This window comes from Meiothermus sp. CFH 77666, from assembly GCF_017497985.1.
In the GTDB taxonomy this organism is placed as follows: Bacteria; Deinococcota; Deinococci; order Deinococcales; family Thermaceae; genus Meiothermus.
In genome coordinates this window covers 1-25547 of sequence record NZ_JAGDFV010000029.1, presented here as the reverse complement: position 1 = coordinate 25547, position 25547 = coordinate 1, and the positions used below count along the sequence as shown (strand labels likewise).

The 25547-nt window shown below is 61.9% G+C and carries 24 protein-coding genes; 17 read left to right on the top strand and 7 right to left on the bottom strand.

Going from position 1 to position 25547, the window contains the following annotated elements; all coding sequences use genetic code 11:
* Nucleotides 1-57 precede the first annotated feature (57 nt).
* Together J3L12_RS13525 and J3L12_RS13520 are read left to right on the top strand one after the other, a co-directional pair.
* The gene (locus J3L12_RS13525) at nucleotides 58-2019 is read left to right on the top strand and encodes a PhoX family phosphatase (protein WP_208015584.1); all 1962 of its coding nucleotides are present in this window, start codon (nucleotides 58-60) and stop codon (nucleotides 2017-2019) included.
* Nucleotides 2020-2062: 43 nt separating this feature from the next.
* Entirely contained in the window at nucleotides 2063-2491 is a 429-nt protein-coding gene (locus tag J3L12_RS13520) for a Rieske 2Fe-2S domain-containing protein (protein WP_208015583.1), read from the top strand.
* Nucleotides 2492-2494: 3 nt separating this feature from the next.
* Here the strand turns inward: J3L12_RS13520 and J3L12_RS13515 are convergent, their stop codons facing one another.
* Nucleotides 2495-3340, bottom strand: coding sequence for a hypothetical protein (locus tag J3L12_RS13515; protein ID WP_208015582.1), 846 nt, complete (start codon nucleotides 3338-3340; stop codon nucleotides 2495-2497).
* A gap of 188 nt (nucleotides 3341-3528) precedes the next feature.
* On the opposite strand from J3L12_RS13515, the gene J3L12_RS13510 reads away from it, so the two are divergent.
* Nucleotides 3529-4524, top strand: coding sequence for an asparaginase (locus tag J3L12_RS13510; protein WP_208015581.1), 996 nt, complete (start codon nucleotides 3529-3531; stop codon nucleotides 4522-4524).
* A 118-nt stretch (nucleotides 4525-4642) separates the two neighbouring features.
* A complete protein-coding gene (gene pyrF / locus J3L12_RS13505; protein WP_208015580.1) occupies nucleotides 4643-5419 on the top strand; it encodes an orotidine-5'-phosphate decarboxylase in 777 nt (258 codons plus the stop codon).
* 178 nt (nucleotides 5420-5597) lie between these two features.
* On the opposite strand, the gene J3L12_RS13500 is transcribed toward pyrF, so the two are convergent.
* Nucleotides 5598-6284, bottom strand: a complete 687-nt coding sequence (locus J3L12_RS13500; RefSeq protein WP_208015579.1) for an HAD-IA family hydrolase — start codon at nucleotides 6282-6284, stop codon at nucleotides 5598-5600.
* 246 nt (nucleotides 6285-6530) lie between these two features.
* Between J3L12_RS13500 and purB the strand changes: the two genes are divergently transcribed.
* The 9 genes from purB to J3L12_RS13455 all read left to right on the top strand — a co-directional run bounded on the left by purB (nucleotide 6531) and on the right by J3L12_RS13455 (nucleotide 16180).
* Nucleotides 6531-7841 (top strand): adenylosuccinate lyase, encoded by a 1311-nt coding sequence (gene purB / locus J3L12_RS13495; protein ID WP_208015578.1) that lies wholly within the window; start codon nucleotides 6531-6533, stop codon nucleotides 7839-7841.
* 70 nt (nucleotides 7842-7911) lie between these two features.
* Nucleotides 7912-8646 (top strand): phosphoribosylaminoimidazolesuccinocarboxamide synthase, encoded by a 735-nt coding sequence (gene purC, locus J3L12_RS13490; protein ID WP_208015577.1) that lies wholly within the window; start codon nucleotides 7912-7914, stop codon nucleotides 8644-8646.
* A gap of 8 nt (nucleotides 8647-8654) precedes the next feature.
* Nucleotides 8655-8906 (top strand): phosphoribosylformylglycinamidine synthase subunit PurS, encoded by a 252-nt coding sequence (gene purS, locus J3L12_RS13485; protein ID WP_208015576.1) that lies wholly within the window; start codon nucleotides 8655-8657, stop codon nucleotides 8904-8906.
* Nucleotides 8903-9610, top strand: a complete 708-nt coding sequence (gene purQ / locus J3L12_RS13480; protein ID WP_208015575.1) for a phosphoribosylformylglycinamidine synthase subunit PurQ — start codon at nucleotides 8903-8905, stop codon at nucleotides 9608-9610. Before purS ends, purQ begins: the two co-directional genes overlap by 4 nt.
* Before the next feature lie 102 nt (nucleotides 9611-9712).
* Nucleotides 9713-10462, top strand: a complete 750-nt coding sequence (locus tag J3L12_RS13475; protein ID WP_208015574.1) for an HAD family hydrolase — start codon at nucleotides 9713-9715, stop codon at nucleotides 10460-10462.
* Nucleotides 10462-12672, top strand: coding sequence for a phosphoribosylformylglycinamidine synthase subunit PurL (gene purL / locus J3L12_RS13470; RefSeq protein ID WP_243455250.1), 2211 nt, complete (start codon nucleotides 10462-10464; stop codon nucleotides 12670-12672). The genes J3L12_RS13475 and purL overlap by 1 nt, the downstream gene beginning before the upstream one ends.
* Nucleotides 12673-12746: 74 nt before the next feature.
* Nucleotides 12747-14231, top strand: a complete 1485-nt coding sequence (locus tag J3L12_RS13465) for an amidophosphoribosyltransferase (RefSeq protein WP_208015573.1) — start codon at nucleotides 12747-12749, stop codon at nucleotides 14229-14231.
* Nucleotides 14232-14462: 231 nt separating this feature from the next.
* Nucleotides 14463-15503: a tryptophan--tRNA ligase gene (gene trpS, locus J3L12_RS13460; protein WP_208015572.1), complete on the top strand. Its 1041-nt coding sequence runs from the start codon at nucleotides 14463-14465 to the stop codon at nucleotides 15501-15503.
* Nucleotides 15504-15505: 2 nt separating this feature from the next.
* The gene (locus J3L12_RS13455; protein ID WP_208015571.1) at nucleotides 15506-16180 is read left to right on the top strand and encodes a chromosome segregation protein ScpA; all 675 of its coding nucleotides are present in this window, start codon (nucleotides 15506-15508) and stop codon (nucleotides 16178-16180) included.
* A gap of 314 nt (nucleotides 16181-16494) precedes the next feature.
* Here J3L12_RS13455 and minE read toward each other — a convergent pair whose 3' ends face one another.
* Both minE and minD read right to left on the bottom strand, forming a co-directional pair.
* Nucleotides 16495-16731 carry a cell division topological specificity factor MinE gene (minE, locus tag J3L12_RS13450; protein WP_208015570.1) on the bottom strand — a complete coding sequence of 79 codons (237 nt, stop codon included), beginning with the start codon at nucleotides 16729-16731 and terminating at the stop codon, nucleotides 16495-16497.
* On the bottom strand, nucleotides 16728-17531 hold the full coding sequence (gene minD / locus J3L12_RS13445) for a septum site-determining protein MinD (protein WP_208015569.1): 804 nt from the start codon (nucleotides 17529-17531) through the stop codon (nucleotides 16728-16730). The genes minE and minD overlap by 4 nt, the downstream gene beginning before the upstream one ends.
* A gap of 346 nt (nucleotides 17532-17877) precedes the next feature.
* On the opposite strand from minD, the gene J3L12_RS13440 reads away from it, so the two are divergent.
* The 3 genes from J3L12_RS13440 (at nucleotide 17878) to J3L12_RS13430 (ending at nucleotide 20292) form a co-directional block, all read left to right on the top strand.
* Nucleotides 17878-18042 (top strand): hypothetical protein, encoded by a 165-nt coding sequence (locus tag J3L12_RS13440; RefSeq protein ID WP_208015568.1) that lies wholly within the window; start codon nucleotides 17878-17880, stop codon nucleotides 18040-18042.
* Nucleotides 18043-18150: 108 nt separating this feature from the next.
* The gene (locus J3L12_RS13435; RefSeq protein WP_208015567.1) at nucleotides 18151-19707 is read left to right on the top strand and encodes a methylmalonyl-CoA mutase family protein; all 1557 of its coding nucleotides are present in this window, start codon (nucleotides 18151-18153) and stop codon (nucleotides 19705-19707) included.
* 132 nt (nucleotides 19708-19839) lie between these two features.
* Complete coding sequence (locus J3L12_RS13430) at nucleotides 19840-20292, top strand: hypothetical protein (RefSeq protein ID WP_208015566.1); 453 nt, start codon at nucleotides 19840-19842, stop codon at nucleotides 20290-20292.
* A 163-nt stretch (nucleotides 20293-20455) separates the two neighbouring features.
* Here J3L12_RS13430 and nikC read toward each other — a convergent pair whose 3' ends face one another.
* The 3 genes from nikC to J3L12_RS13415 all read right to left on the bottom strand — a co-directional run bounded on the left by nikC (nucleotide 20456) and on the right by J3L12_RS13415 (nucleotide 23975).
* Complete coding sequence (gene nikC / locus J3L12_RS13425; RefSeq protein ID WP_208015565.1) at nucleotides 20456-21310, bottom strand: nickel transporter permease; 855 nt, start codon at nucleotides 21308-21310, stop codon at nucleotides 20456-20458.
* Between the two features lie 15 nt (nucleotides 21311-21325).
* On the bottom strand, nucleotides 21326-22333 hold the full coding sequence (locus J3L12_RS13420; protein ID WP_208015564.1) for an ABC transporter permease: 1008 nt from the start codon (nucleotides 22331-22333) through the stop codon (nucleotides 21326-21328).
* Between the two features lie 70 nt (nucleotides 22334-22403).
* Entirely contained in the window at nucleotides 22404-23975 is a 1572-nt protein-coding gene (locus J3L12_RS13415; protein WP_208015563.1) for an ABC transporter substrate-binding protein, read from the bottom strand.
* Nucleotides 23976-24064: 89 nt separating this feature from the next.
* Here J3L12_RS13415 and J3L12_RS17100 point away from each other — a divergent pair, with 89 nt between their 5' ends.
* Nucleotides 24065-25108, top strand: a complete 1044-nt coding sequence (locus tag J3L12_RS17100; protein WP_208015562.1) for a chromate transporter — start codon at nucleotides 24065-24067, stop codon at nucleotides 25106-25108.
* Nucleotides 25109-25547: the final 439 nt, after the last annotated feature.

Sequence of the window (25547 nt, the reverse complement as noted above, 5' to 3'; positions counted from 1 at the left end):
TGGCTCTCATTTGCAAAAACCACCCACGAACAGCAAGCTGTCCCAAGGAGTGCGGAAATGATTCAACTGGAGAAGGAGTTTCACCTCGAGACCCACATCGCCGGTCGCTCCCCCGCCACCTGTCACTGGAAATGTGGCGACGCCTGCGCCCAGCCCATCCTCAACCAGAGCGAAAACCAGTACGTGCGGAGCGTGGTCGAAGAGGCCCTGAGCCGCCGTAGCTTTATGGCCGCCAGCATGGGCGGGCTCTTGATGCTCTCGGGGCTCTCGAGCCTGGCCAAAGCCCAGGGCGGCAGCAGCCTGGGCTTCAAGCCCATCGGGCTGTCCACCGAGGACAAACTGCTGGTACCCGAGGGCTACACCACCAACGTGGTGATCCGCTGGGGCGACCCCATCGGACGGGGGGCAAAGCGCTTCGACGTGAACAACTGGGACGCCCGCTCGCAGGAGAACGCCTTCGGCTACAACGTAGACTACATCTCCTGGCTGCCCCTGCCAGACTACGCCTCGAGCAACTCGAGGCGGGCCATCCTCTGGGCCAACCACGAGTACACCAACCCCGAGCTGATGTTCCCCGGCTACAAGCAAGGCAGCCCCACCAAAGAGCAGGTGGATATTGAGCTGGCCGCTCACGGGGGAAGCGCAGTGGAGGTGCGGCGCAATGCCGACGGCAGCATCTACTATGTGCCGGTCTCGAGCTACAACCGCCGCATCACCGCCACCACCCCCATGGAGCTGACCGGCCCCGCCGCCGGCCACCCCTTGCTCCAGACCAAGGCCGACCCCACCGGTAAGCGGGTGCTGGGCATGCTCAACAACTGCGCGGGCGGCACCACCCCCTGGGGCACCATCCTGACGGCGGAGGAGAACTTCAACCAGTATTTCGCGGGCAACAACGCCCTGCCCGATGGCCCCATCAAGCGCAGCCACGCCCGCTATGGGCTGCCGGGGGGCAACAGCAGCCGGCGCTGGGAGCTCTTTTACGAGCGCTTCGACCTCACCAAAGAGCCCAACGAGCCCTTCCGCCACGGCTGGATTGTGGAGATTGACCCCTACGACCCCACCTCCACCCCCAAGAAACGCACCGCCCTGGGCCGCTTCAAACACGAGGGCGCCGAGACCACCGTGGCCCCGAGCGGCCAGGTGGTGTTGTACATGGGCGACGACGAGCGCTTCGACTACCTGTACAAGTTTGTGACCAAGGGCCGCTTCAACCCCACCGACCGCAAGGCCAACCTGAACCTGCTGGACGAGGGCACCCTTTACGTCGCGAAGTTCAACGCCGACGGCACCGGGGTCTGGCTACCCCTGGTGCAGGGCAACGGCCCCCTTACTGCGGCCAACGGGTTTAGCAGCCAGGCCGATGTGCTGATTAATACCCGGCTGGCCGCCGACCTGCTGGGCGCCACCAAGATGGATCGCCCCGAGGATGTGGAGCGCAACCCCGTCACGGGAGCGGTGTATGCCGTGATGACCAACAACAACCGCCGCACCGCCGCCCAGGTAGACGCCGCCAACCCCCGGCCCGACAACCGCCACGGCCACATCATCGAGATGCTGGAAGCCGGCAACGACCCCACCGCCACCACCTTCCGCTGGGCCTTGTTCCTGGTCGCGGGCGAGCCTTCGGATCCCACCACCTACTTTGCAGGCTTCCCCAAGGACAAAGTCTCGACGGTCTCCTGCCCCGACAACATCACCTTCGACCAGGCCGGCAACATGTGGATCGCCACCGACGGGCAGGACAGCTCGCTCAAGAAAAACGACGCGGTCTATGCCGTACCCACCCAGGGCCCCGAGCGCGGCTACGTGCGGCAGTTTATGTCGGCCCCGGTGGGCGCGGAGATCTGCGGCCCCATCTTCACACCCGACAACAAAAACTTCTTTGCAGGCATCCAGCACCCGGGCGAAGGGGGCACCCTCGAGAAGCCCGTAAGCACCTGGCCCGACGGCACCAACGTGCCCCGGCCCTCGGTGGTGGCCGTTCGCAAGCTTGACGGTGGTATTATTGGCGGATGAGTGCCCACAACCCCTTCCCCGTTTCAGGGGAGGGGGTTTCGCCATGAAGCGGCGGCAGGCACTCCAGGGGCTGCTGGGGCTCTTGGTGGGCAGGGGTGTGGGCCAGCAGCCTCGAGTACCGGTTGGCAGCACCCAGCAGTTTGAGCGCATCTGGAGCCACCTGGATTTTTACTATCTGGGCAAGCCAGCCACGGTGATCCGCGTGCCTGAGCCCAGGCCCATCGGCCCCCAGCATCTGCAGGTGGGGCCGGGTTTTTATTTGGCGGGCTACCTGCGCGAATGCCCGCACAACGGCTGCGAAGTGCGCTTCCACCCTGCGGCAGACACCCTGCTCATCTGCTACTGCCACGGAAGTCTGTTCCGGCGGGCCGATGGACGCCTGGAGGTTGGGGTTGCCAACGAGGACTTGCCAGGGTTGCGGCTAACGCTCGAGGGCGAACAGGTTGTGGTGGTGGGTCTAACACACCTCTGAGGCTCAAAGCCCACAACCCCAGTCGAGCACCTTCACAAACTGTCGTCCATTCCAGCGCCAGACCTTGCTGCCCCAGCCCTCGTGCACCCAGTCTTCGGTGATGACTTCCATCTTCCCGTCGCCATCCAGGTCGAGAATTGCTCCCACCCGACGGGTGATCATGGGCGGGATCCCTTCGGTGCTATCAACGGGCTTGTCGAGGTAGGTCACGTCTAGCACAAAGGTTCGCAGGTCGGTATCGCTGACCAACTTGCGAACCATTACCAGGCCATAGTCGCCTACCTCATCGGCGTAGCGCCCCTCAATCACGCCTTCACGAACCGAGAAGGCCGGTTGATTCGCGCTCAGGATCACCTCCTCGCGTCCGTCGCCATCCAGGTCGGTGCGCAGGGCCTGGGTGATGTTGGGGGCTTTCTTTATGTTGCGGCGGCCCAGTTCGGCAGCCACCACCTGGCGGTGCGCGGCGGCAGGTGCAAACGAAGTGACCGCCCGCGGCTGGGGGTTCCAGGGCGCCGAGAGGGCATAGGCGGGGTACTGCATGGCGCGGCGCTCGAGCAGCGTCAGGGGTGTTTCCCGGTTCCAGTCGCAGATATCCGAGGTTTTCAACCCTCCAGCCCCCTGGGCCTGGTTGATACGGCCCTGGGGCCCAAACACCTGGTAGCGCCGGGCCTCGAGGTGGGTTAGCTTTTCGGCCTCGATAAAGCGTCCTCCCTGATAGGCTCCTACCACCACGATATTTCCTGCCAGCCCGTTACGCTGGGCGTAGTTCAGACGCAGCAGCACCGAACCTTGCGGGGCTTGCGCTACCGACAAACCCAGCACCAAAAGCACGCTCCAGATCTTTTGCATACGTTTAGGGTAGCAGAACCGGGTCAGCATAGGTGCGGGTTTGACCAACCCGACGCATAGCCCCGCCACCCTCACCCATCAAAACCCTGCGCCCTTGTCTACGGCACGGTAAATCATGCGCGTTCCGCACAGGAGGTTGGCACCAAGCACCCTTACAACCATCCGCGCAAAGCGATAGGCTATGCACGATGACTGCCTATACCTACGCCTATCGCGGGGGCTTGATTGAAAACCGCCACAAAGTCTCCATTGCTATTGTCGATCCGTCTGGCCAGGTGCTGGCCTACAGTGGCAACCCTTACCTGGCCGCCCATATGCGTTCCTCGGCCAAGCCTTTTCAGGCGCTGGCCCTCTACCTGAGCGGGGCCATCCAGCGCTTTGGTATCACCCCGGCTGAGGTAGCCCTGACCTGCGCCTCCCACGACGGCATGGAGCAGCACGTAGCCATGGCCGCCAACTACCTGCACAAGCTTGGGCTGGATGCCAGCTACCTGGCCTGTGGGGCCCACCTGCCCTTCGACCCCGCCTCGCGTAAAGCCCTCCAGCAATCGGGCCAGCCCGCTACCGTGCTGCACAACAACTGCTCGGGCAAGCACACCGGCATGCTGGCAGCCGCCTTAGCCCTGGGAGCCGACCCCAGGGGCTACGAGCAACCCGATCACCCGGTACAACAGCTCAACCTGCAAACCCTGCGCGACCTATCGGGGCACCAGCACATTCCCTACGGAGTCGATGGATGCAGCGTGCCCACCTTTGTGCTGCCCCTGGCTCCTGCCGCCCGGATGTTTGCCCTGCTGGCAGCGCCCGAGGCGGCGCCCCCCCAGTACCAGGAGGGTTTGCAAGCCGTTTTTCGGGCCATGCAACAGCACCCCGACCTGGTAGCAGGCCCCCAGAGCATAGACACCGTGCTGATGCAAAAACTACCCCAACTGGTCGCCAAGCGCGGCGCCGATGGCTACTACGGGATGGCCCTGCGGGACACCCGCTGGGGCAGTATCGGGGTTGCGCTCAAGGTGGAGAGTGGCTCTAACGAGGCCCGGGAGCCCATGGTTGTCCGGCTGCTGGAGGAGCTGGGCGTGCTATCGCCGGAAGTGGCGCTGGAATGGCGACGACCCCTTATTCGAAATGTGCGGAAGCTCGAGGTCGGCTACCTGGAGGCGCGGCTCGAGCTGAACTGGGTTTGACGCCAACTTTAGCAGAGCATACTTCATACGCGCCTCCGCAGAAGATTGTTCCGTGACCCGGTCAGCAAGGGCTTATCGGTGTCTTGAAAACCGGGTGACAAAGGGTAGGCTTGAGGCGATGGAGTTTGTCGAGGCGGTTATAGAAAGGCCACCCCTGGTGCTGGGGGTGGATCCGCGTCCAGGGCTGCACGGCCAAGACCCCCTACCGCACATCCGCCGCTATACCCTACAGCTCATGGAAGCCCTGGCGGTAAAGATCTGTGCGGTGAAGTTCCAGGCGGCTTTTTTTGAAGCGATGGGGCCTCAAGCTTTCGCCCTGATGCACGACCTGATTGTTGCAGCCCGGGTGCTCTCGCTGCCGGTAATCGTGGATGCCAAGCGCGGCGACATCGGAAGTACGGCCGAAGCGTATGCCAGGGCCTACCTCGAGGCCTACCCCGGCTCGGCCCTGACGGTGAACCCCTATCTGGGCAGCGATGCCCTGGAACCCTTTTTCCGGGCCGCCCAACAAACGGGGGGCGCGGTGTTTGTGCTGGTCAAGACCTCCAATCCGGGCTCCGGGCTTTTCCAGGATTTGCCTCTGGCCAGCGGGAGCACCCTGTACCGGGCCGTGGCAGATTATCTGGCCCAGCAAGCCGAGCAGCAGCGGGTGGGCGAATGGTCGCGCGTGGCGGCTGTGGTGGGGGCGACCTATCCCGGTCAGATTGATGAAATTCGGGGCCGATTGCCGCACTCCCTGCTGCTGTTGCCAGGTTTAGGGGCCCAGGGAGGCGAGGCTGTACGCGGGCAGGGGTTGCTGAACTCGGCCAGCCGGGCGCTCTTTTACCCCGGCGGGCAGCCCAACATAGAGGATGCGGTTCGTCAGGCCGAACGATACCTGGCAACACTGCAGTAGGGTACGGAACTACCCAGGGCAGTTTTATCGCGCCTCTCACAAACTTAGCCGTTTGGTTGGGCGGCCACTGTTATGTCCAGGAAAAGACTTTTTATTGCCGGATGGCTCAAAAATGAGAAGGGCGCTCTAACCCGAACCAGGCCAGACAATGCTGTTCTGCTCAATGTGGCAGGTCTTCTTACAGCCAGTCCACCCGGCCAGTGGCATACTCCACCACCCAGGCCAGGTCGCCAATCGCATTGGGGTTTTGCTTGTAGGGGTCGAACAGCACCGGCCGAACCCCGGCGGCCAGGGCACCTTTGACGTCGTCCTCCGAGTCGCCGATATGAATGGCCTGATGGGGTTCAGTCTCTAGCTTACTCAGCACGATCTGGAAAAAGCGCGGATCGGGCTTGGCTACGCCTTCCAGCGCCGAAACCCCAATGTAGTCAAAAAAATCTGCCAGCCCTGTGGCCTGTAAAACCCCCGGCAGCGTCCAGTCCCAGTTGGATACCACCCCCAGCTTGAACCCCCCGTCCTTCAGGGCAGCCAGCACCTCTTTGGCTCCGGGCGTAAGGGGCCAGACGTGCGGGCTTTGCCAGTTCTCTCTCAGATAATCGGCTACCTCATCGGCATAAGCCCCCAGTCCGATACCGTTCATGACCTCCCAGTGAAAGGCCCGCCAAAACGATAGGGCCGTCGCCTCGTCGGTAGCGCTCATGTGGTGTTCTGAATAGTGTTCGTAGGCATCTCGAATGGCCTGGGGCAGCCGAGCCAGATCGGCTTTTTGGGCGATGCCTTTGGCTTCCAGAATCGGCCAGAGCCAGAATTTGGGATGCCCCAGAATAAGGGTGTCGCCCACATCAAACAAAACCGCACGCACCATAGCCCCAATAGTAACCCGGCATTGTGAAAATAAAGCCAGCATCTGCATTCCCCTAGAGGTTGCCCCTATCTCCAGGGCGTGATAGTCTCTTGACGTTGCTCACCAGATGGTCCCGTGAGGCCATGAAGAGCAAGGGATTCCGAGTGAAAAAACCGTACCCCATCTCCCTACGCCACCACGGAGAGGTGTAGCGCCTGACTGGGTTCCAGTCGGGCAGTTTGGCGCTGTGTTCTGGACAAAAAGACCATGATTGAACGCTACCAAACCCCCGAGATGCAGGCTTTGTGGAGCGAGGCCCGCAAGTACCAGACCTGGGCCGAGGTGGAGATTCTGACCCTGGAGGCCTGGGAAAGCCTGGGCCAGGTTCCGCCCAAAACCGCCCAGCGCTTGCGCGACGCGCTACATCAGAAACCGATTGATGCGGCTTTCGCAAAACGGGTAGACGAAATCGAGGCCGAGACCCGGCACGACATTGTGGCCTTTACCCGCGCCCTGACCGAATGGACCGGCGACGCCGAAGTAGCCCGCTGGCTCCACCTGGGCCTGACCAGCACCGATGTGGTGGACACCGCCCAGAACGTTTTGCTCTCGGAAGCCCTGGGCCTGCTCGAGCAGGAACTGGCACAGGTGCAGGAGGCCCTCAAGAACCTGGCCATCCGGTACAAGCACCTGCCTGCGGTGGGGCGCACCCACGGCGTACATGCCGAGCCCACCAGCTTTGGGCTGCGCTTTTTAGCGTTTTATGCGGCCTTGTTGCGGGACGGCGAACGCCTGCAGAAAGCCCGCGAAGGCATCCGGGTGGCCATGATTTCCGGCTCGGTGGGGAACTATGCCCATGTGGAGCCCGCCGTGGAGGCCTGGGTAGCGCAGAAGCTGGGTTTTCAGATCGAGCCGGTTTCCACCCAGGTAGTGCCGCGCGACCGCCATGCCGAACTGATGGGGGCCCTGGCCATTCTGGGAGCCAACATAGAGCGTATCGCCGTGGAGCTGCGGCATTTGCAGCGCACCGAGGTGCTGGAAGCCCAGGAGCCTTTCAGCTACAAGCAGACCGGCTCCTCTTCCATGCCCCACAAGAAAAACCCGGTGGCGCTGGAAAATATCTCGGGGCTGGCCCGGCTGTTGCGCAGCAATCTGCAAGCCGAGCTCGAGAACGTGGCTCTCTGGCACGAGCGCGACATCTCGCACAGCTCGGTGGAGCGGGTGATTCTACCCGACTCCACCACCCTGGCCCACTACATGCTACGCCGCCTCAAGCGGGTTTTGCAGGGGTTGGTGGTCTACGAGGCGCGCATTGCCCACAACCTGCACCTGACCCGAGGGCTGGTGTACTCCCAGCGGGTACTGGGCTTTTTGATCGAGTCCGGCCTGAACCGAACCACCGCCTACGAGGTAGTGCAGCGCAACGCCCTGCAAAGCTGGGAAGAGGGGCGAGATTTTCGGGAACTGCTCGAGGCCGACCCGGCCTGCCCACTCAAGGGAGAAGCCCTTGCCCGGGCCTTCGACCCCGGCTATTTTTTGCGGCATGTGGATACCATCTACGCCCGTTTTGGGCTGTAGAGGGGTACTATAAAGTCAGACGACCAGGATTCGCCAGGATAGAGGGAGCGCCCAGACAAAAGAGGTTCAAATGGAAAAACTGTACGAGGGGAAAGCCAAGGTTATCTATCCGGGCCCCGAGGCGGGGTTGGTGCGGGTCTACTTCAAGGACGACGCCACCGCCTTCAATGGGCAGAAACGGGCCCAGATTGCCGGCAAGGGGGTGGTCAACAACCAGGTTTCGGCGGCCCTGTTCCGCTACCTGGAAGCGCACGGCATTCCCACCCATTTTGTGCGCCAGCTTTCCGAGCGGGAGATGCTGGTGAAGCAGGTGCAGATTGTGCCGCTGGAGGTGATTGTGCGCAACCGCACCGCCGGAAGTTTTGCCCGGCGCTATGGGGTGGAGGAAGGCCGGGTCTTGCCCTATCCGCTGGTGGAGTTCTCCCTCAAAAACGATGCCCTGGGCGACCCGCTCATCTACGACGATGCCGCGCTGGCCCTGGGCCTGGTGAACGGCAGCGAGCTGGCGCGCATCAAGGAGCTGGCCCTGAAGGTAAATGCCTTGCTGAAGGCGTATTTTGCCCAGCGCAACCTCGAGCTCGTTGACTTCAAGCTCGAGTTTGGCCGGCTTTTGCACTCCGCCGCCCCCACCGACGAGCGCGGCGCTATCGTGCTGGCTGATGAAATCTCGCCCGATACGATGCGCCTGTGGGAGATGGGCACGGGCGAAAAAATGGACAAAGACCGCTTCCGCCGCGACTTAGGCGGGGTGGAGGAAGCCTACCAGGAAGTGCTGCGGCGGGTGCAGGCAGTGCCTTCGGCCTGAAACATGTTATGAAATACCATATAACCCTTTTGATCGAGCTGAAAGACGGCATCCTCGACCCCCAGGGGCGGGCGGTGGAGGGCGTTTTGCAGGGGCTACAGTTCAAGGCCCAGAACGTGCGGGTGGGGCGGGTGCTGGAGATGGAAGTGGAGGCCGGTAGTGAGGCGGAAGCCAAAGCCACCGCCCACAACATCGGCAAGGCCCTGGCCAACCCGGTGATGGAAGTGTTTGTGGTGGAGGCGGTAAAGGAACTGGCATGAAGGTAGCGGTCATTCAATTCCCAGGCTCCAACTGTGACCAGGATGCGGTCTGGGCGCTAAAGCGGGTGGGGCTCGAGGCCGAGCTGGTATGGCACACCGAGAAAAACCTCGAGGGCTTCCAGGCCGCTATTTTGCCGGGTGGCTTCTCGTATGGCGATTACCTGCGGGCCGGGGCCCTGGCCAAGTTCTCGCCAGTGATGGCGGAGGTGCGCCGTCTGGCCCACCAGGGCTACCCGGTGGTGGGTATCTGCAATGGCTTCCAGGTGCTCACCGAGGCCGGACTGCTGCCGGGGGCGCTCTTGGCCAACACCAATCTGCACTTTACCTGCAAGGATGTGTACCTGCGCGTCGAACGCACCGACCTGCCCTTTACCAACGGCTACCAGCCAGGGCAGGTGCTGAAGATTCCCATTGCCCACGGCGAGGGGCGTTACTATGCTGATGCCCAGACGCTGGAAAGGCTCGAGCATAACCGGCAGGTGGTGTTCCGGTACGCACCGCCCCCCTCTTCGGCAGGGGGCGAGGCAGATGTCTACAATCCTAATGGCTCTTTGAACGACATCGCGGGCATCGTCAACGAACAGGGCAACGTGCTAGGCATGATGCCCCACCCCGAGCGAGCCGTGGAAGGCCTTTTGGGCTCTGCCGACGGCCTGCCCTTCTTTACCAGCCTGAAGCAGGCCCTCGAGGCGGTAGGTGCATGAACCCTATGAGCAACGGTTACGTTTACAGTGCTTTACAAGTGCCTCGTTTGGCGCTCGAGGTTGTGGCGTAGGCCAGGCAACAAGCTACATGGAGGTAGCGGTATGACCATCAAAGCAATTACCTTCGACTTCTGGGGTACCCTCTTCACCGAAGGCCCGGAGTATGCCGGCTCCATCAAAACCCTGCGCAACGAAATCCTGATGGATGCAGCCTCCGAGGCCGGTGTTCCCGCCGAGCCCGACGCCGTCATGGCGGCCTGGCGGCAAGCCGCCCTCGACTTTGACGCGGCCTGGATGGCCGAGCAGGTCATGACCCCCTTCGACCGGGTGACCCGTATTTTTAGCTACCTGGGCCTGCCTTACGACGAAGGCCACATTGCCCTGACCACCCAGCGCATTGTGGAGGCGGGCCTCGAGGGCAACCTGATTCCCCTTCCGGGGGTGCTGGAGGCCCTGCCCCAACTCGCCAAGCAGTACCGGCTGGGCATTGTTTCGGATACCGGCATCTCCACCGGCCGTATCCTGCGCGAGCAGCTCAAGCGGCACAAACTCCACGACCTTTTCAGCGGCTTTGCCTTCTCCGACGAAACCGGCGTGGTCAAGCCCAAACCCCAGGCTTTTCTGGCCGCACTCGACGAGATGGGGGTCAAGCCGCAGGAAGCCCTGCACATCGGCGACATCCCCCGTACCGACATTGCGGGCGCATTCCAGACCGGCTACCCCTACGCGGTGCTTTACACCGGCCTCTCTCACCGCAACGGGCAACCCGAGCCCACCGCCCGCATTGTCAACCACCTGGAGCTGATCCCCCTTCTCAAAGAAGTCATCGGGCATGCACCGAGGGCCATGTAATGGAAGGAACCCTGCCCCCCCTGGTTCAGGAAGCCGGCATTCCCCTGCACGAGTATCAGGAGATTGTGCGGCTGCTGGGCCGCGAACCGAACCGCCTCGAGCTCTACTTGTTCAAGGTGATGTGGAGCGAGCACTGCTCCTACAAGAACTCCCGCCCCCTGCTCAAGCTGTTGCCCAAAGAAGGCCCCGCGGTGCTGCAAGGCCCCGGCGAGAATGCCGGGGTGGTGGATATTGGCGAAGGCTGGGCGGTGGCCTTCAAGATTGAGAGCCACAACCACCCCTCGGCAGTCGAACCTGTGCAGGGAGCTGCCACCGGCGTGGGGGGCATCATCCGCGACATCATGGCCATGGGGGCCAGGCCCATTGCCCTGTTGAACTCGCTGCGCTTTGGCAAGCTCGAGGGCCCCGAAGGCGACCGCACCCGCTTCCTGGTGCGGGGGGTGGTGGAGGGCATTGCCCACTACGGCAATGCCATTGGCGTACCCACGGTGGGCGGCGAGGTCTACTTCCACCCCGACTACCAGGACAACCCCCTGGTGAATGCCATGTGCGTGGGGCTGCTGCGGGCCGATGAACTCAAGCGAAGCCGGGCCACCCTGGCCCGCCCGGTCTACTACGTGGGCTCCAAAACCGGGCGCGACGGCATTGGCGGGGCCGCTTTTGCCTCGGAAGAACTCTCGGAGGAAAGCGAGTCCAAGCGCCCGAGCGTGCAGGTGGGCGACCCCTTCATGGGCAAACTGACCCTCGAGGTCACCCTGGAAGCCATCCGGCAAGACCTGGTGGAGGGCGTGCAGGACATGGGCGCTGCGGGCCTCACCTCTTCCCTCTCGGAGATGGCCCACAAGTCGGGGCTGGGCATCGAGCTGAACCTCGACCGGGTGCCCAAGCGTGAGGCCGGGATGAACCCCCTCGAGCTGATGCTCTCCGAGTCGCAGGAGCGCATGGTGCTGGTGCCGCGTCCGGGCAGGGAAAAAGACCTCGAGGCCCTGGCGGCCCGCTTTGGCCTGGATGCCGTGCCGGTGGCGCACATGATCGCCGAACCGGTCTTTCGGGTGGTGGCGGGCGGCCAGACCGTGGCCGAAGTGCCCACCCACGCCCTGGCCGATGCCCCTACCTACGTGCGGGAAGGCCAGGAGAACCCCGCCATCGCCCAGCAGCGGGCCAGGGAACTGAGCGGCCTGCCCCTGCCGCAGAACCTGGAGGAAGTTTTGCTGCGGCTGCTGGCTTCGCCCAACCTGTGCAGCCGCGCCCCCATCTTCGAGCGCTACGACCACCAGGTGGGTACCAACACCGTGCTGGTGCCCGGTAAGGGCGATGCAGCCATCCTGCGCATCAAGGGCACCGGGCGGGGCATCGCGGTCAAGGTGGACGCCAACCCCCGCTACAGCAAACTGGCCCCCCGCTTAGGGGCCATGCACGCCCTGGCCGAGGCCGCCCGCAACGTGAGCGTGGTCGGGGGCAAGCCCCTGGCCTACACCGACGGCCTCAACTGCGGCAACCCCGAAACGCCGGCGGGCTATTTCGAGCTCTCCGAGACCATCGCGGGCCTGGCCGAAGCCTCGGCGGCACTGGGCCTGCCGGTGGTCTCGGGCAATGTCTCGCTCTACAACGAAGGCCCCAGCTACCGCATTCCCCCCACCCCTATGGTGGGGGTGGTGGGCCTGTTGGAAAACCTCGAGCGCCGCGCCGAGCTGGGCTTCCAGAAAGCCGGTGAGCTGGTGGTGTTGATCGGCAGTCCGGAAGGGCACCTGGGCGCTTCCGAGTACCTCTGGGTGGTGCACGGCCTGGAGGCCGGAAGCCCCCCGGCCCTCGAGCTGGCCCAGGAGGCCCGAGCCCAGGCTGCCATCCGCGAGCTGATTGAACGGGGCTGGGTCAAAACTGCTCACGACCTAGCCGAAGGCGGGCTGGCCGTGGCCCTGGCCGAGATGTGCCTCCCCTACGGTCTGGGCGCGACCGTTGAGGTTCGCAGCCAGGCCCGCCCCGACGCCCTGCTCTTTGGCGAGGCCCCCAGCCGCATCCTGCTCACGGTAGACCAGGCCATGCTGCAAATGGCCGTGAAGGTTCTTGAGCAGCACGGACTTTCCCATCAAATTCTGGGCCAGGTTGGGGGCGATACCCTCACTATCCTGATGCCCAGGTCGCGCCTGGAGTGGAGCGTAGCGGCCCTTCGCAGGGCCTGGGAAGCCCCGCTCAGGGAGGTGTTGCCGTGAAAAACGCCGAATGCCCAAAGCCAAAGGCTACAAAGCCTGTAGAACCCGAGGCTTTCGGCCTTCCGCCTTCGGCCTTGAGCGACCCTGACGAGTTGCATGAAGAGTGCGGCGTGCTGGGCCTGTGGTCGCCCGAACCCCTGCCGGTGGCCGACCTGCTGCAACTGGGGCTGTTTGCCCTGCAACACCGGGGCCAGGAAGCCGCCGGGATTTGCGTTTCCAACGGCAAGGATTTGGTGATTGAAAAGGATCTGGGCCTGGTCACGCAGGTCTTCGACGAAGCCCGCATGCAGCGCCTGCGCATCCCTGCGGCCAACCTGGGCATCGGGCATACCCGCTACTCCACCACCGGCTCCAACCTGCGCTTCAACGCCCAGCCCCTCAATGTGCGCAGCTCCAAGGGCATTCTGGCCATCGCCCACAACGGCAACTTCGTCAACGCCCTGCAAATTCGCCAGGAACTTCTGGAGCACGGCGCGGTTTTCCAGACCACCAACGACACCGAGGTGATGATTAACCTGATTGCCCGCTACGCCAGGCTCAACCTGGTGGAGGCCACCGCCCGGGCCATGCGCGAGCTGACCGGCGGCTTTAGCGTGGTGCTGATGGATCGGCACACCGTGCTGGCCCTGCGGGATGGCAACGGCGTGCGCCCCCTGGTGATTGGGCGCTTGCCCAATGGCGGCTGGGTCTTTGCCTCCGAACCCCCAGCGCTGACTTTGATGGGCGCCGAGTTTGTGCGCGATGTGCGGCCTGGCGAGCTGGTCTGGGTTGAGCAGAATCAGCAGCCACCCCTTTCCCCCCTGGTGGGGGAAAGGGGCCGGGGGATTGGGGGGGTACAGGCCGAACTGCGCTCCATGCAGGTACTCGAGCCCCGCCCCACCCCCTGTGCCTTTGAGTGGATTTACTTTGCCCGGGCCGACGCCCAGCTCGACGGCATCGGCACCCACGAATCCCGTATTCGCATGGGCGAACGGCTGGCCCGGGAAGCCCCCGCCCAGGCCGATGTGGTAGTACCGGTGCCGGACTCAGGCATCGGGGCGGCCATCGGCTACAGCCGCGCCTCGGGCATTCCCTTCGACTTTGGCCTGCACAAAAACCCCTACGCAGGCCGTACCTTCATCCAGCCGACCCAGGAGATGCGCGACCTGAAAGTGCGGCTCAAGCTGGCCGCCACCCCGGCGGTAGCGGGTAAGCGGGTGGTACTGGTAGACGACTCCATCGTGCGGGGCACCACCTCGGGGCGCATTGTGCAACTTTTGCGCGAGGCCGGGGCCACCGAGGTACACGTGCGGATCTCCTCGCCTCCCATCAAGTTTCCCTGCTACTACGGCATCGACACCGCCGCCCGCAAGGAGCTCGTGGCTTCCACCCACTCGGTGGAGGAAATTCGCGCCCTCATCGGGGCCGACTCGCTGGCCTTCCTGAGTGAACCCGGCGTGCGCGAGGCCATTGGCGGCCCGGTCTGTCTGGCCTGTTTCAACGGACAGTACCCGGCGGGGCAACCCGAGGAAGAGGTGCGCAAAGAGGCCCTCGAGACCGAAGGTGCGAGCATCCCGTAATGTACGGGGCAATGCATAGCCTTATGCTGGTGTCTGATACTTGGCTCGAGACCGAAGGTGCGAGCACGCTGTAGCGTTGAGGGTAACTCACGGCGTTAAGCAGGGGTCTGGTACTTGGCTCGAGACCGAAGGTGCGAGCATCCTGTAACGTACAGGGCAATTTATAGCCTGATAAAGGGGTCTAATTCCTGGCTCGAGCAAGCCTGAGCCGCTTCTGCTATCCTATCCGGCGTGAAGCGCGTTTTTTCCGGCTTTCAGCCTACTGGCGACCTGCACATCGGCAACTACCTGGGCGCAATGGTCAACTACATCGCCCTGGGTGAGAAGCTGGGCCAGGACGCCATCTACTGCATTGTAGACTACCACGCCCCCACCAACCCGGCGGCCTACGACAAAGACCTGCTGGCCCAGCGCACCTTCGACGCGGCCCTGGTAAATATGGCGGCGGGCCTGAACCCGGACAAAGTAATCCTCTTTGTGCAGTCACATGTGCCCGAGCACACCGAGCTGGCCTGGATCTTCACCACCCAGACCCCCTACGGCGACCTGACCCGCATGACCCAGTTCAAGGACAAAGCCGCCAAGCTCGAGTCGGTGCCCGCAGGGCTGCTCATGTACCCGGTGCTGATGGCCGCCGACATTCTCATCTACAAGGCCGACACCGTGCCGGTCGGCGACGACCAGACCCAGCACCTGGAGCTCACCCGCGAAATTGCCCGCCGCTGGAACCTGGAGTACGGCGAAACCTTCCCGGAGCCACAAATTTACCTGAACCCCAACGCCCCCCGCGTGCCCGGCATCGACGGCAAGGCCAAGATGTCCAAAAGCGTAGGCAACACCATCGGGATATTGGAGGACGAAGAAAGCATCTGGGCCAAGATTCGCACCATGCCCGACGACCCCGCCCGTATCCGCCTCTCCGACCCCGGCGACCCCGAACGCAGCGTGGTGTTCAAGTTCTTGCAGTATTTCGCCCCGCCCGAGCTGGTGCAGGTGCTCCGGGAGGAATACCGCCGCCGGGGCATCGGCACTTTGGTGGTCAAACAGCTTCTCATGCAGGAAATGATGAAAACCTTGCGGCCCATCCGCGAACGGGCCGAGGAGCTTCGGGCCAACCCCGAGCGGGTACTGGACGCCCTCGAGGACGGCGCCGCCAAAGCCCGCCGCATCGCCCAGGCCACCATGGAAGAGGTGCGGGAAAAGTTTGGCCTGCTCAGGGCCAGGGGCCAGAGGTCAGGGCTTCGGGAACAGGGGAAGGTCGCCTCCAAATAAGCATGATCACCCTCACCTTCGACCAGTTCAGCGGAACGCCCAAAGAGCTTTCCGAGCAGGTACGCAAAGGCAAAATTGCCGCCAAAGACCTGCCCGTGCTATCCCTGGCGGAGCAGGCCCTGGCCCAGGTGCAGGCATTGGGGCTTTCCGAACGGAGCGAACTGCTGCCTATCCTGGCCGAGCTGGTGCTCTTCAAGCTGCGGGCGTTTGCCAGGCGGCCCCAGGTGGTGCTGGCCGAAGACGAGGTAGAAGAACCCGAGAGCGCACCAGCTTTCCTCGAGACCCTGATCGCCTTAGAGGAGGCCATTACTTTCCTCGAGCAGCGCTCACGGGAACGGGCCCGGGTGCTGCCAGTGCCCCCTTCTCCCCTACCCAAAGACCGCCGCCTGCGCCCCATGCCGCTACAGATGCTGGTGCGGGCCGTGGAGCCCTATGCCCGGCGAGCCGAGCTTCGCCTCGAGCCCGAGACCTTTGGCCTGCGCGAAGCCTGGGAGCGACTCAAGGGCTTTTTGTGGAGTGTTCGCCGGGCTTTGTTTGGTCGCTTACCTTTTCGCACCTGGAGTGAGCAAACCGTGGCCTTTGCCGCCTTGCTGGAGGCCAAAAAGCAGGGTGAGGTAGAGCTCTTGCAAGAACAAAACTTCGGGGCGCTTGAGGTTGAGCTCAAAAGCAATGAATAGGTCTGGCGCCTGCTTATTGGATTCAGTACACCGTCGTATAAGCGCCTATACACCTCCATTTTTTTGGCCTCTGGGCCCCTCCCTACCACGTAGGGAGGGTGGGGAAAGTATTCGGCCAAGCCCTGAATCTGCAGCTTACGTGAAGAGGAACAATCGAAGCTTTCGTTGGAGAAGTAGTAATGGGCTTGATGTAGCCCTTCAACAGAGCCACTACTGTACCGGCATCTACACGACGCTGTATTCAGATGGTCACTGCACCGCAAAACCTTTTGGAGAACGCTTTCAGCTTTAGGCTTTTGGCTTTCAGCTAAACCTTACTTCGGTATCGGCACATCGGCCTGGAGCTTCATTTTGTCGTCAAAAGTTTCCACATAAATGGAAAGGTTTTCCTCGTCGGGAAAGTAGCGCTTCAGCACCACCAGCAGGTCTTGCTTGAGCTGCTCCACCATGCCCGGGCTCAGGTGGGCCCGGTCATAGGCCAGTACCACCTTGAGGCGGTCTTTCAGGGTATCCTTGCTGCTTTTCGCACCAAAAGGCCACCAGCCCATCATCTACCCCCAAACAGGCGGCGCAGCGTCCCCAAAAAGCCCGGTGCATCGTTCAGGGGAGCGAAGGGCACTTCCTCTCCCCGTACCCGCTGGGCAATCTCCACAAAAGCCTTGCCAGCACCAGAGCCGTTCTTGAGCACCAGCGGCTCGCCCTGGTTGGACGAAATTAGCACCCCCTCGTCTTCAGGCACAATCCCGATGGGCTTGATGCCCAGGATTTCCACCACGTCCTCCACCGAGAGCATGTCCCCGCGCTGCACCATCTTGGGGCGCAAGCGGTTGATAACCAGGAAGTTCTCGCGGATTTCGCGGGCTTCCAGCATCCCGATGATGCGGTCGGCGTCGCGCACGCTCGAGACCTCCGGGTTTACCACCACCAGGGCCCCCTCAGCAGGCGTGGCTGCGGTCTGGAAGCCCTTCTCGATACCAGCCGGCGAGTCAATCAGCACCCGGTCAAAGCCCTCCTCCTCCAGGAGGGCCCGCACAATCTGGCGGAACTTCTCCGGGTCGAGCGATTCTTTGTCCTTGGTCTGGGAGGCCGCCAGCAAGGCCAGCCCCTCGATGCGTTTGTCGCGGATCAGGGCCTGGCGCAGCTTGCAGCGCCCCTCAATCACGTCAATCAGGTCGTAGACCACCCGGCCTTCCAACCCCATCACCACATCCAGGTTGCGCAGCCCCACGTCCACGTCCACCACAGCCACTTTCTCGCCCAGCCTGGCCAATGCAGCACCTACATTAGCGGTGGTAGTAGTCTTGCCTACGCCACCTTTCCCCGATGTCACCACAATCGCACGGGCATTCACGCTCAATCCTCCAAGGTTTCAAGCCAAGCTGGCTCGGGCCGCTAAAAGCTGGGATTAGTATACGGGCAGGGGGGCCAGTGTGTCAGGCCGAGGTCAGACCTCTGGTTAAGGCTGGTTGATTGCCAGAGCTGCGATCCATTTGGCAACGAAAACATCCAAAAACCGGCTCATCGGTACCCTTCTTCCATTTACCCACCTTGACTCAGATCTCGTCAACCCCCAATCCGTAAAGCCCACAGCCAGTACAATACCGGTCGCACTCAGGTACAAAACTCTCTACTCACCGCCTGACCCAGATTGAATAGTAGGGGCTGGATGAGGTGCCTCCAGGGTTTACAATCAGGGTATGTACGACCCCAAAAACCAGCAATCGGGTCAGGGCGACCTCAAGCCAGACTGGAAAGACTTTATCGCGCTGGTGATTGCAGCCTATTCCATTCTGCTGCCTCCGCTGCTGTTGATTATCGGAGCGGCTGCGCTGGTGCTGGTGCTGCTGTACGTGGTGTTTTGAAGCATAGGAGCGTGGTATCTACACCGGAGCGTTGGGCTCGTTTGCATCTTTGGCGGTGCTTTTTGGCCCCTGGAGCCTCGAGGTACAAAATAAAGACGAGGAGGGCTTATGCAAGCCACAGTCGAACACCTGTTTGAATCGCTGCCCGAGGGGTATCAGGAGCGCCTGGGCCGCCCTGGACAGTATCCCTTTACGCGGGGCGTCTATCCCAAGATGTACACCGAGCGCCCCTGGACCATGCGGCAGTACGCAGGCTTTAGCAGCGCCGAGGAGTCCAACGCCCGCTACCGTTACCTGCTTTCACAGGGCCAGACCGGGCTCTCGGTGGCCTTTGATCTGCCCACCCAGCTGGGGATGGATCCCGACCACCCCCTGAGCGTAGGCGAGGTCGGCAAGGTAGGGGTTTCGATTGCCTCCATCGAGGACATGCGAACCTTGCTGGATGGCATTCCGCTGGACAAGGTCACTACCAGCATGACCATCAACGCCCCGGCCAACATGCTGCTGGCGCTTTACTTGCTGGTGGCCGAAGAACAGGGCGTAACCTGGGACAAGGTGGGCGGCACCATCCAGAACGATATCCTGAAGGAATACATTGCCCGTGGCACCTATATTTATCCGCCGGCCCCTTCCATGCGGTTAATCACCGATGTTTTTGCCTTCTGTGGCGAAAAAGTACCCCGCTGGAATACCATCAGCATCTCGGGGTATCACATCCGCGAGGCGGGCTCCACCGCCGCCCAGGAAATCGCCTTCACCCTGGCCAACGGCATGGCCTATGTGCGGGCGGCCATCGAGGCCGGGCTGGATGTGGATGCTTTTGCACCCCGGCTTTCTTTCTTCTTCGCCTCTCACAACGACATCCTCGAGGAAGCCGCCAAGTTCCGGGCAGCCCGGCGCATGTGGGCCCGCATCATGCGCCACGAGTTCAATGCCAAAGACCCCAAGAGCTGGATGCTGCGCTTCCACACCCAGACCGGCGGCTCCACCCTCACCGCCCAGGAACCCCTCAACAACGTGGTGCGCACCGCCTACCAGGCCCTGGCGGCGGTGCTGGGCGGAACCCAGAGCCTGCACACCAACGCCTACGACGAGGCGCTGGGCCTGCCCACCGAGAAAAGTGCCTTGCTGGCCTTACGTACCCAGCAAATTCTGGCCTACGAGTCCGGCGTAACCCACGCCGTAGACCCCCTGGGCGGCAGCTTCTACGTGGAGCACCTGACCGATCAGCTCGAGGCCCAGGCCCAGGATTATCTGGATCAGATTGCCAAGCTGGGGGGTGCTGTAGCGGCGGTGGAGGCGGGATTTTTCCAGCAGGAGATCGAGGAGTCGGCCTGGGAGTTCCAGCGCCAGGTCGAGAGCGGCAAGCGGGTGATTGTGGGCGTCAATCAGTTCAACAACCCGGAGTCCCCCCTGAACGAACCCACCCCGGTACAAAAAATCAGCGATGAAGTCGGTAACCGTCGCAGAGCCCAGATACAGGCTTTCCGGGCCAGCCGAGATGGACAGTCGGTAGGCAATGCCCTGGAAGCCCTGCGCCAGGCGGCCAGGGGTCGGGATAATCTGATGCCTTACATCCTGGACGGTTTCCGTCGCCACGCCACCCTGGGCGAGATCTGTGGTGTTCTGCGTGAGGAGTGGGGGGAGTACCAGCCGTCTTACTGAGCAGGCAGGCCGATGAAACTGGGCAATGGGGTGTTGTCGGGCTCGAGTCACAACCCAACCCCGTTACCTAAAGCCCCCCTTTAGCCAGCCCTCACATCCTGTCCTAACCCAATTAGGCCTAATGATATGGAGATGGCCTGGATCAGACCGTGGAGGGTCGTGGGGGGGGGTGCTACCCTGGTCGCCCTGGCGGTGGGTGGAAGCCTGTGGATGCAAAGTAAAAACAGCCCAGAGTCTATTACCACCGATACCCAAAAACCCTACCGCACCTACACCGCTACCGGGCAGGTCATGAATGTGAAGGCACAGGGAACCAGCGGTTGTACCGTACTGGTCAAACTGCATCAGTGGATCAGCCTGAGTGATGGCTTTGCCCTGGCCGAGATGCCGCAGAAGGGGCAAATCTACACGGTTGGCGCTAACCCCGAGCAGTGCATGGCTTTAGAGGTAGCCCTGGCCTCGCTCGGCGACCCCGAAGACCTCAAAAGCCCACGCCACATCTACTACGAGGCCGGACAACTGCGTTCCGGCGAGTGGCACATGACCCGAAACCCTTCAGCCCCACTGGGCTGTGGGGGCCTGTAGCTGTGCTCCAACCCAAGTACGTCGTGCTTCCCATCATTAGAACGCTCTTCACATTTAAGCCATCCGACTTCAAAAAAGCCCTGTCGTGAACGGAACAGTGGTCACCGGGAAACTCGAAACCCAAGCCTGGGCCGGGCCCGGCCCAGCTTGGGTGCGTAACGTCTCAGTCGCTTCCCCTCGGATCAAGCACATCCCGCAAGGCGTCGCCCAACAGGTTAAAGGCCAGCACGGTCAGCAGAATACCGATGGCGGGCGCAGTGGGCGCCCAGATGGCCTCGGCGATGTAGCTGCGGGTTTCGGAGACCATGGCCCCCCATTCCGGGGTGGGGGGCTGGGCTCCAAAGCCGATAAACGAGAGGCCGGCGGCGGTCAGGATGGCCCCGCCCACATCGAAACTGGCTTGCACAAAAACCGGCGTGAGGGTATTGGGCAACAGGTGGCGGAGCATCAGGCGGTTCCAGGGGGCCCCCAGGGCGCGGGCTGCCTCCACAAACTCGCGTTCGCGCAAGGCCAGCACATTGGCCCGCACTAGCCGGGCATAGATGGGCCAGCTTACCAGCGCCACCGCGACGATGGTGTTGTTCAGGTTGGGCCCCAGAGCGGCTGCGATGGCCATTGCCAGAATCAGCGAGGGAAAGGCAAAAAAGATGTCGGTCAGACGCATCAGCAGGTTGTCCCAGGCACCCCCCAGCGTGCCGGCCAGCAAACCGACCACCACCCCAATGACCACAGCCAGAATTACCACACCAAACCCCACCCGAAGGGAAATTCCAGCCCCGTGTGCCACCCGGGCCCACACATCGCGGCCCAACTGGTCGGTGCCGAGCCAGTGGGCGCTCGAGGGCGGCTGAAGACGCTGGGCGATGTTCTGGCTGATGGGGTCGGGGGCAATGAGGGGAGCCAGCAGGGCTACCAGAATCAGCAGCACCAGCAAAAAAAGCCCAATCAGACCCCCTGGGTTGCGCAAGAAGCGCCGGAGTGGACGGGCAGGACGGTTGGCAGGGACTACAGCAGCCATGAATTATCCTCAGGGTCAGGCATAGCGGATTCTTGGATCCAAAAAGGCGTATAGCAAGTCCACCACCAGGTTGATGAGGGCATACACCAACCCTACCAGTAGCGTAACCCCCATCACGGCGGGGAAATCCAGGCTGGTCGCGGACTGAGTGACGTAGCGGCCAATGCCCGGCCAGCTAAAGATGGTTTCGGTCAGTACCGCACCGGAGAGCAAACCACCCAGCAAGCCACCCAGCAAAGTCAGAATGGGCAGGGAGGCATTTTTGAGGGCGTGGCGGAAAACGATCGCCCGCCCAGCAACCCCCTTGGCCCTGGCGGTACGAATATAGTCTTGCGAAAGGATCTCGAGCATGGTCGCACGGGTCATGCGGGCCAGAATTGCAGCCGAAAACATTCCAAGGACAAAAGCGGGCAGCACCAGATGCCGCAGCGAGTCTAAAAAAGCCGCCCAGTCGCGGGCCAGTAAGGTATCTATCCCCATCATGCCGGTTACCCTGGGTGGTGGAAAGGTAAACCCGTCCAACCGCCCCTGCACAGGCAAAAGATCCAGTTGTCGAGCAAGTACAAACTGGAGCAGTACCGCTAGAAAAAACACCGGCGTTGCCCCGCCAATCAGGGCCATGATTCGTACCGTGACATCGGAGGCTTTGTTTTGCCTTAAAGCAGCCAGAATACCGGCAGGCACTCCTAAAATTAGCATCACCAAAAAGGCGGCTACCGAAAGCTCGAGGGTCGCAGGGAAAAACTCTTTCAGATCCTCTATTACAGCCCGTCCAGTGCGCAATGAATTACCCAGGTCGCCCGCAAGCAAGCGGCCCATGTAGATGAGGTACTGCTGCCAGATGGGCCTGTCCAGCCCGTAGCGTTCGCGGAACTCCTTTATTTGCTCTTCACGAGCGTTGTCGCCCAAAGCCGCTATGGCCGGGTCAATCGGCACCACATTGGCGATGAAGAAAGTGGCAAAGGTAACGCCCCAAACCACAAAAACCACAAAAAACATTCGTCGAACAAAGTATGAAAACATAGTCAGGGCTTAGGGTTCAGAGCCCAGAACGCCGCAACCCGGCGCCCTGAACCCTGAACCCCTGGCTCACTCAAGGCAGCTTGCTGATGTTCTCGAAACGCACCTGGCCCTGGGCATTGCGTACATAGCCCTCGACCTTCACCGAGAGGCCCAGTGGAACAGCAGGCTGGTAAAGCACCGCGTAGGGGCCGTTTTTGAGTACGTAATCGGTCAGGAGGCGATAGAGCGCAACCCGCTTGGCCGGCTCGGTTTCCAGCGCGGCCTGGTTGGCCAGCCTGATGGCAGTGGGATCGTTCCAGACGTTGCGCCAAGCCAGACTGCGGGCGTTGAAGTCGGCCCAGGGGGTGGCGTTGCCGTCGGGGTCGGGGAAGTCGGGGCTCCAGCCGACCAGCACCATCTGGTGGTTCTGGGCCCGGTAGGTACGCAGCACTTCGGCGTTTGCGATGGCCTTCACGTTGGCCTTCAGGCCGCCCTTGGCCAGGTCAGACTGAATCTTGGCGGCGATGTCCGCGCAGGGGATACCGCCCCCGCAGATGCCTGTGCTGACCAGGAGTTCGAACTCGAGGCCATTCGGATACCCGGCCTGGGCCAGCAAGCGCTTGGCCCTTGCTGGGTCAAAGGTATATGGAGTACGGGGGTCGTAGCCCAGCAGGCCCTTGGGAATCAAGGTCTGGATCTTGGTACCGTTGCCCTGCACCAGCCCGTTCACCAGCTCGTCCTGGTTGATGCTGTAGCGCACCGCATCGCGTACCAGTTTGTTAGCGAAGGGGCTGCCTTCCTTGACGTTCATGCCCAGGTAGTTCAGGCGCAAGCTGTCGGCTTTGAAGGTGCGGAAGCGAGGGTTATTGGATAGCGCCCGCAAAGCCTCGGGGGTCAACCCTTCGGCAATGTCAATCTCGCCCGACTCGAGGGCCGTACGCAAAACCGCCGGTTCCTTGATCTCGCGCAGAATCACCCGTTGCAGCTTGGGCTTGATGCGGGCATTGGGGTTGGCTTCCAAAAGCACCTGCGACCCCCGATCCCAACGCACCAGACGGAAGGGGCCCGAGCCTGCCGAGTTATTGGTGAGCCATTCCTTGCCAAAGTCGTTGCCCTTGGCGTTTTTCTGCACCGTTTCGGAGTCCACGATACCGCCGATGTTGAACGTCAGAATCGAAAGGAAGGAGCCCGGCGAGGCGGTTTTGGGAATGCTAACCACCACCGTGTAGTTATCCACGGCCCTGGTGGCCCCCGGCTTGAGCTGGGCAATTTCGGTAAACAGGAAAGAGCCCGGCCCCTTAATCGCCAGGGCCCGTTCAAAGGTGTACACCACGTCCTTGGCCGTTACTTCGTTGCCGCTGGAAAACTTGCTGCCCCGGCGCAAGCGGAAGGTGATGTCCCAGGTATCCCGGCCCCGATCCACCTTCCAGCTTTCGGCCAGACCTGGCTTCAGGGTAGAGAGGTCGGCCCCCTCGTACTTGACCAGGGTTTCGTACAGGTTGTCGGTGACCAGACCACCCGAGAATTCGTAAGACACCTGCGGATCCATGGTGATCAGGTCGGACCAGTCCCCACCATAAATCAGGGTCTGGGTGCGGTCTTGTGCCAGGGCACTGCCCAGGCTTATAGCCGCTATAAGCCCCACTGCTTTTAAAAGCTTCATGAAACCTCCTTTCGATACGTCGCAAACAATACCGATAAACACACTGTAGGTCAAGATACATAGATGCCACGGAGTAATACACTTGGGACGTGCTCTGGCTCATTCTCCGAACCTTTGCATGGCTTGGTCTGACCGCTTTTGGAGGCCCTGCAGCCCATTTTGCAATCTTTCAGCGTTTGCTGGTGGGTAAGGGCAAGTGGGTCAGCAAAGAGCAGTACCTGAAGATGCTGGCCGCCGTCAACCTGATTCCCGGCCCCAACTCCACCGAAACGGCTATGCTACTGGGTCATGCCAGAGGTGGACACTGGGGTTTGTTGCTGGCGGGCCTGGGTTTTATTGTGCCAGCCGCACTGGTCACCCTCTTGCTGGTAGCGTTGTACCAGGAGGTTGCCTCGCTTCCACTGGCACAGGGCGCTTTTTTAGGGCTCAAGCTAGGCGTGATAGCCCTGATTGCCCAGGCGCTGTGGGACTTGTTACCAGAACCCAAAAAACAACCCCAGACCTGGCTGCTGGCGCTGGCGGGCCTGGCGCTGGCCGCGCTGGGTCTGGTGGAGTGGGCCGTGGTGCTACTGGTGGGCCTGATATGGATGTTGAGGAGGGTTCCCGCACTGAGTGTAGAACCCATCAGCCTATTCTGGTTTTTCTTGCTGGTGGGTTCGACCCTGTTTGGTTCGGGGTATGTGCTGATTGGCCTGATGCAGGACATGGTAACCCGGGGGTGGCTCTCCTCGAGCGAACTACTCAACGCCCTGGCCCTGGGGCAAATCACCCCCGGCCCCCTGCTCACCACGGCCACTGCCGCTGGCTACCTGGTGGCGGGCGTTCCCGGCGCACTGCTTTCAACCCTTGGCATTTTCCTGCCATCGTTTGTGTTTACCTTCCTGGTGGCCGGCATCCTGAGTCGCTTACAGGGGCATCCCCTGGCCGAAGCCTTCCTGACCGGTGCCTCCGGAGCAGCCCTGGGGCTGATTGGCTGGGCGCTATGGCTGCTGGGACAGCAAACCCTGGTGGGATGGGCAGAGTGGCTGTTCACACTGCTGGCCCTGGGACTTTTGCTACGAAAATTTCCTCCCCTCCCCCTGCTAGGCTTGTTTGGGCTGGGGGGTGCGCTCTGGAGGATTTGGATGGGTTAACTGATAGCTTGCACCTCTGCATTTCACGCATAAATTGCAGCCCCACGATGGTCATTCCGAGCACAGCAAGGAATCTTGTGCTCTCTGAATACCCTTCTCCGGCCCATAGGGTTATCAGGTTCTTCGTCGGCTATGCCTCCTCGGAATGCCAGTTAGAGGAAAAAGTCAAGTGGCAGGGGAAGTAGGAGCGGTTGATGGGGTGAGATAAAACTCAGGAAAAGCCAGTTTGGGGTCGTAGGGGAGGTTGTTCTTGAGGATGAAAAAGGCGATGCGAAGGAGCTTGCGGGCAATTATAAGCAAGGACTCGACATGGGGTAGTAAGGTGAGATTATCCCTGGGGGTAGTTGAAAGGGAGGCCCCTGTCAGCGCAGATTACGCTGTGTGAAAACAGAAAGACCTCCCATCGAAAGGTTAGCTTGTCCGATTGAAGGATGCAAAC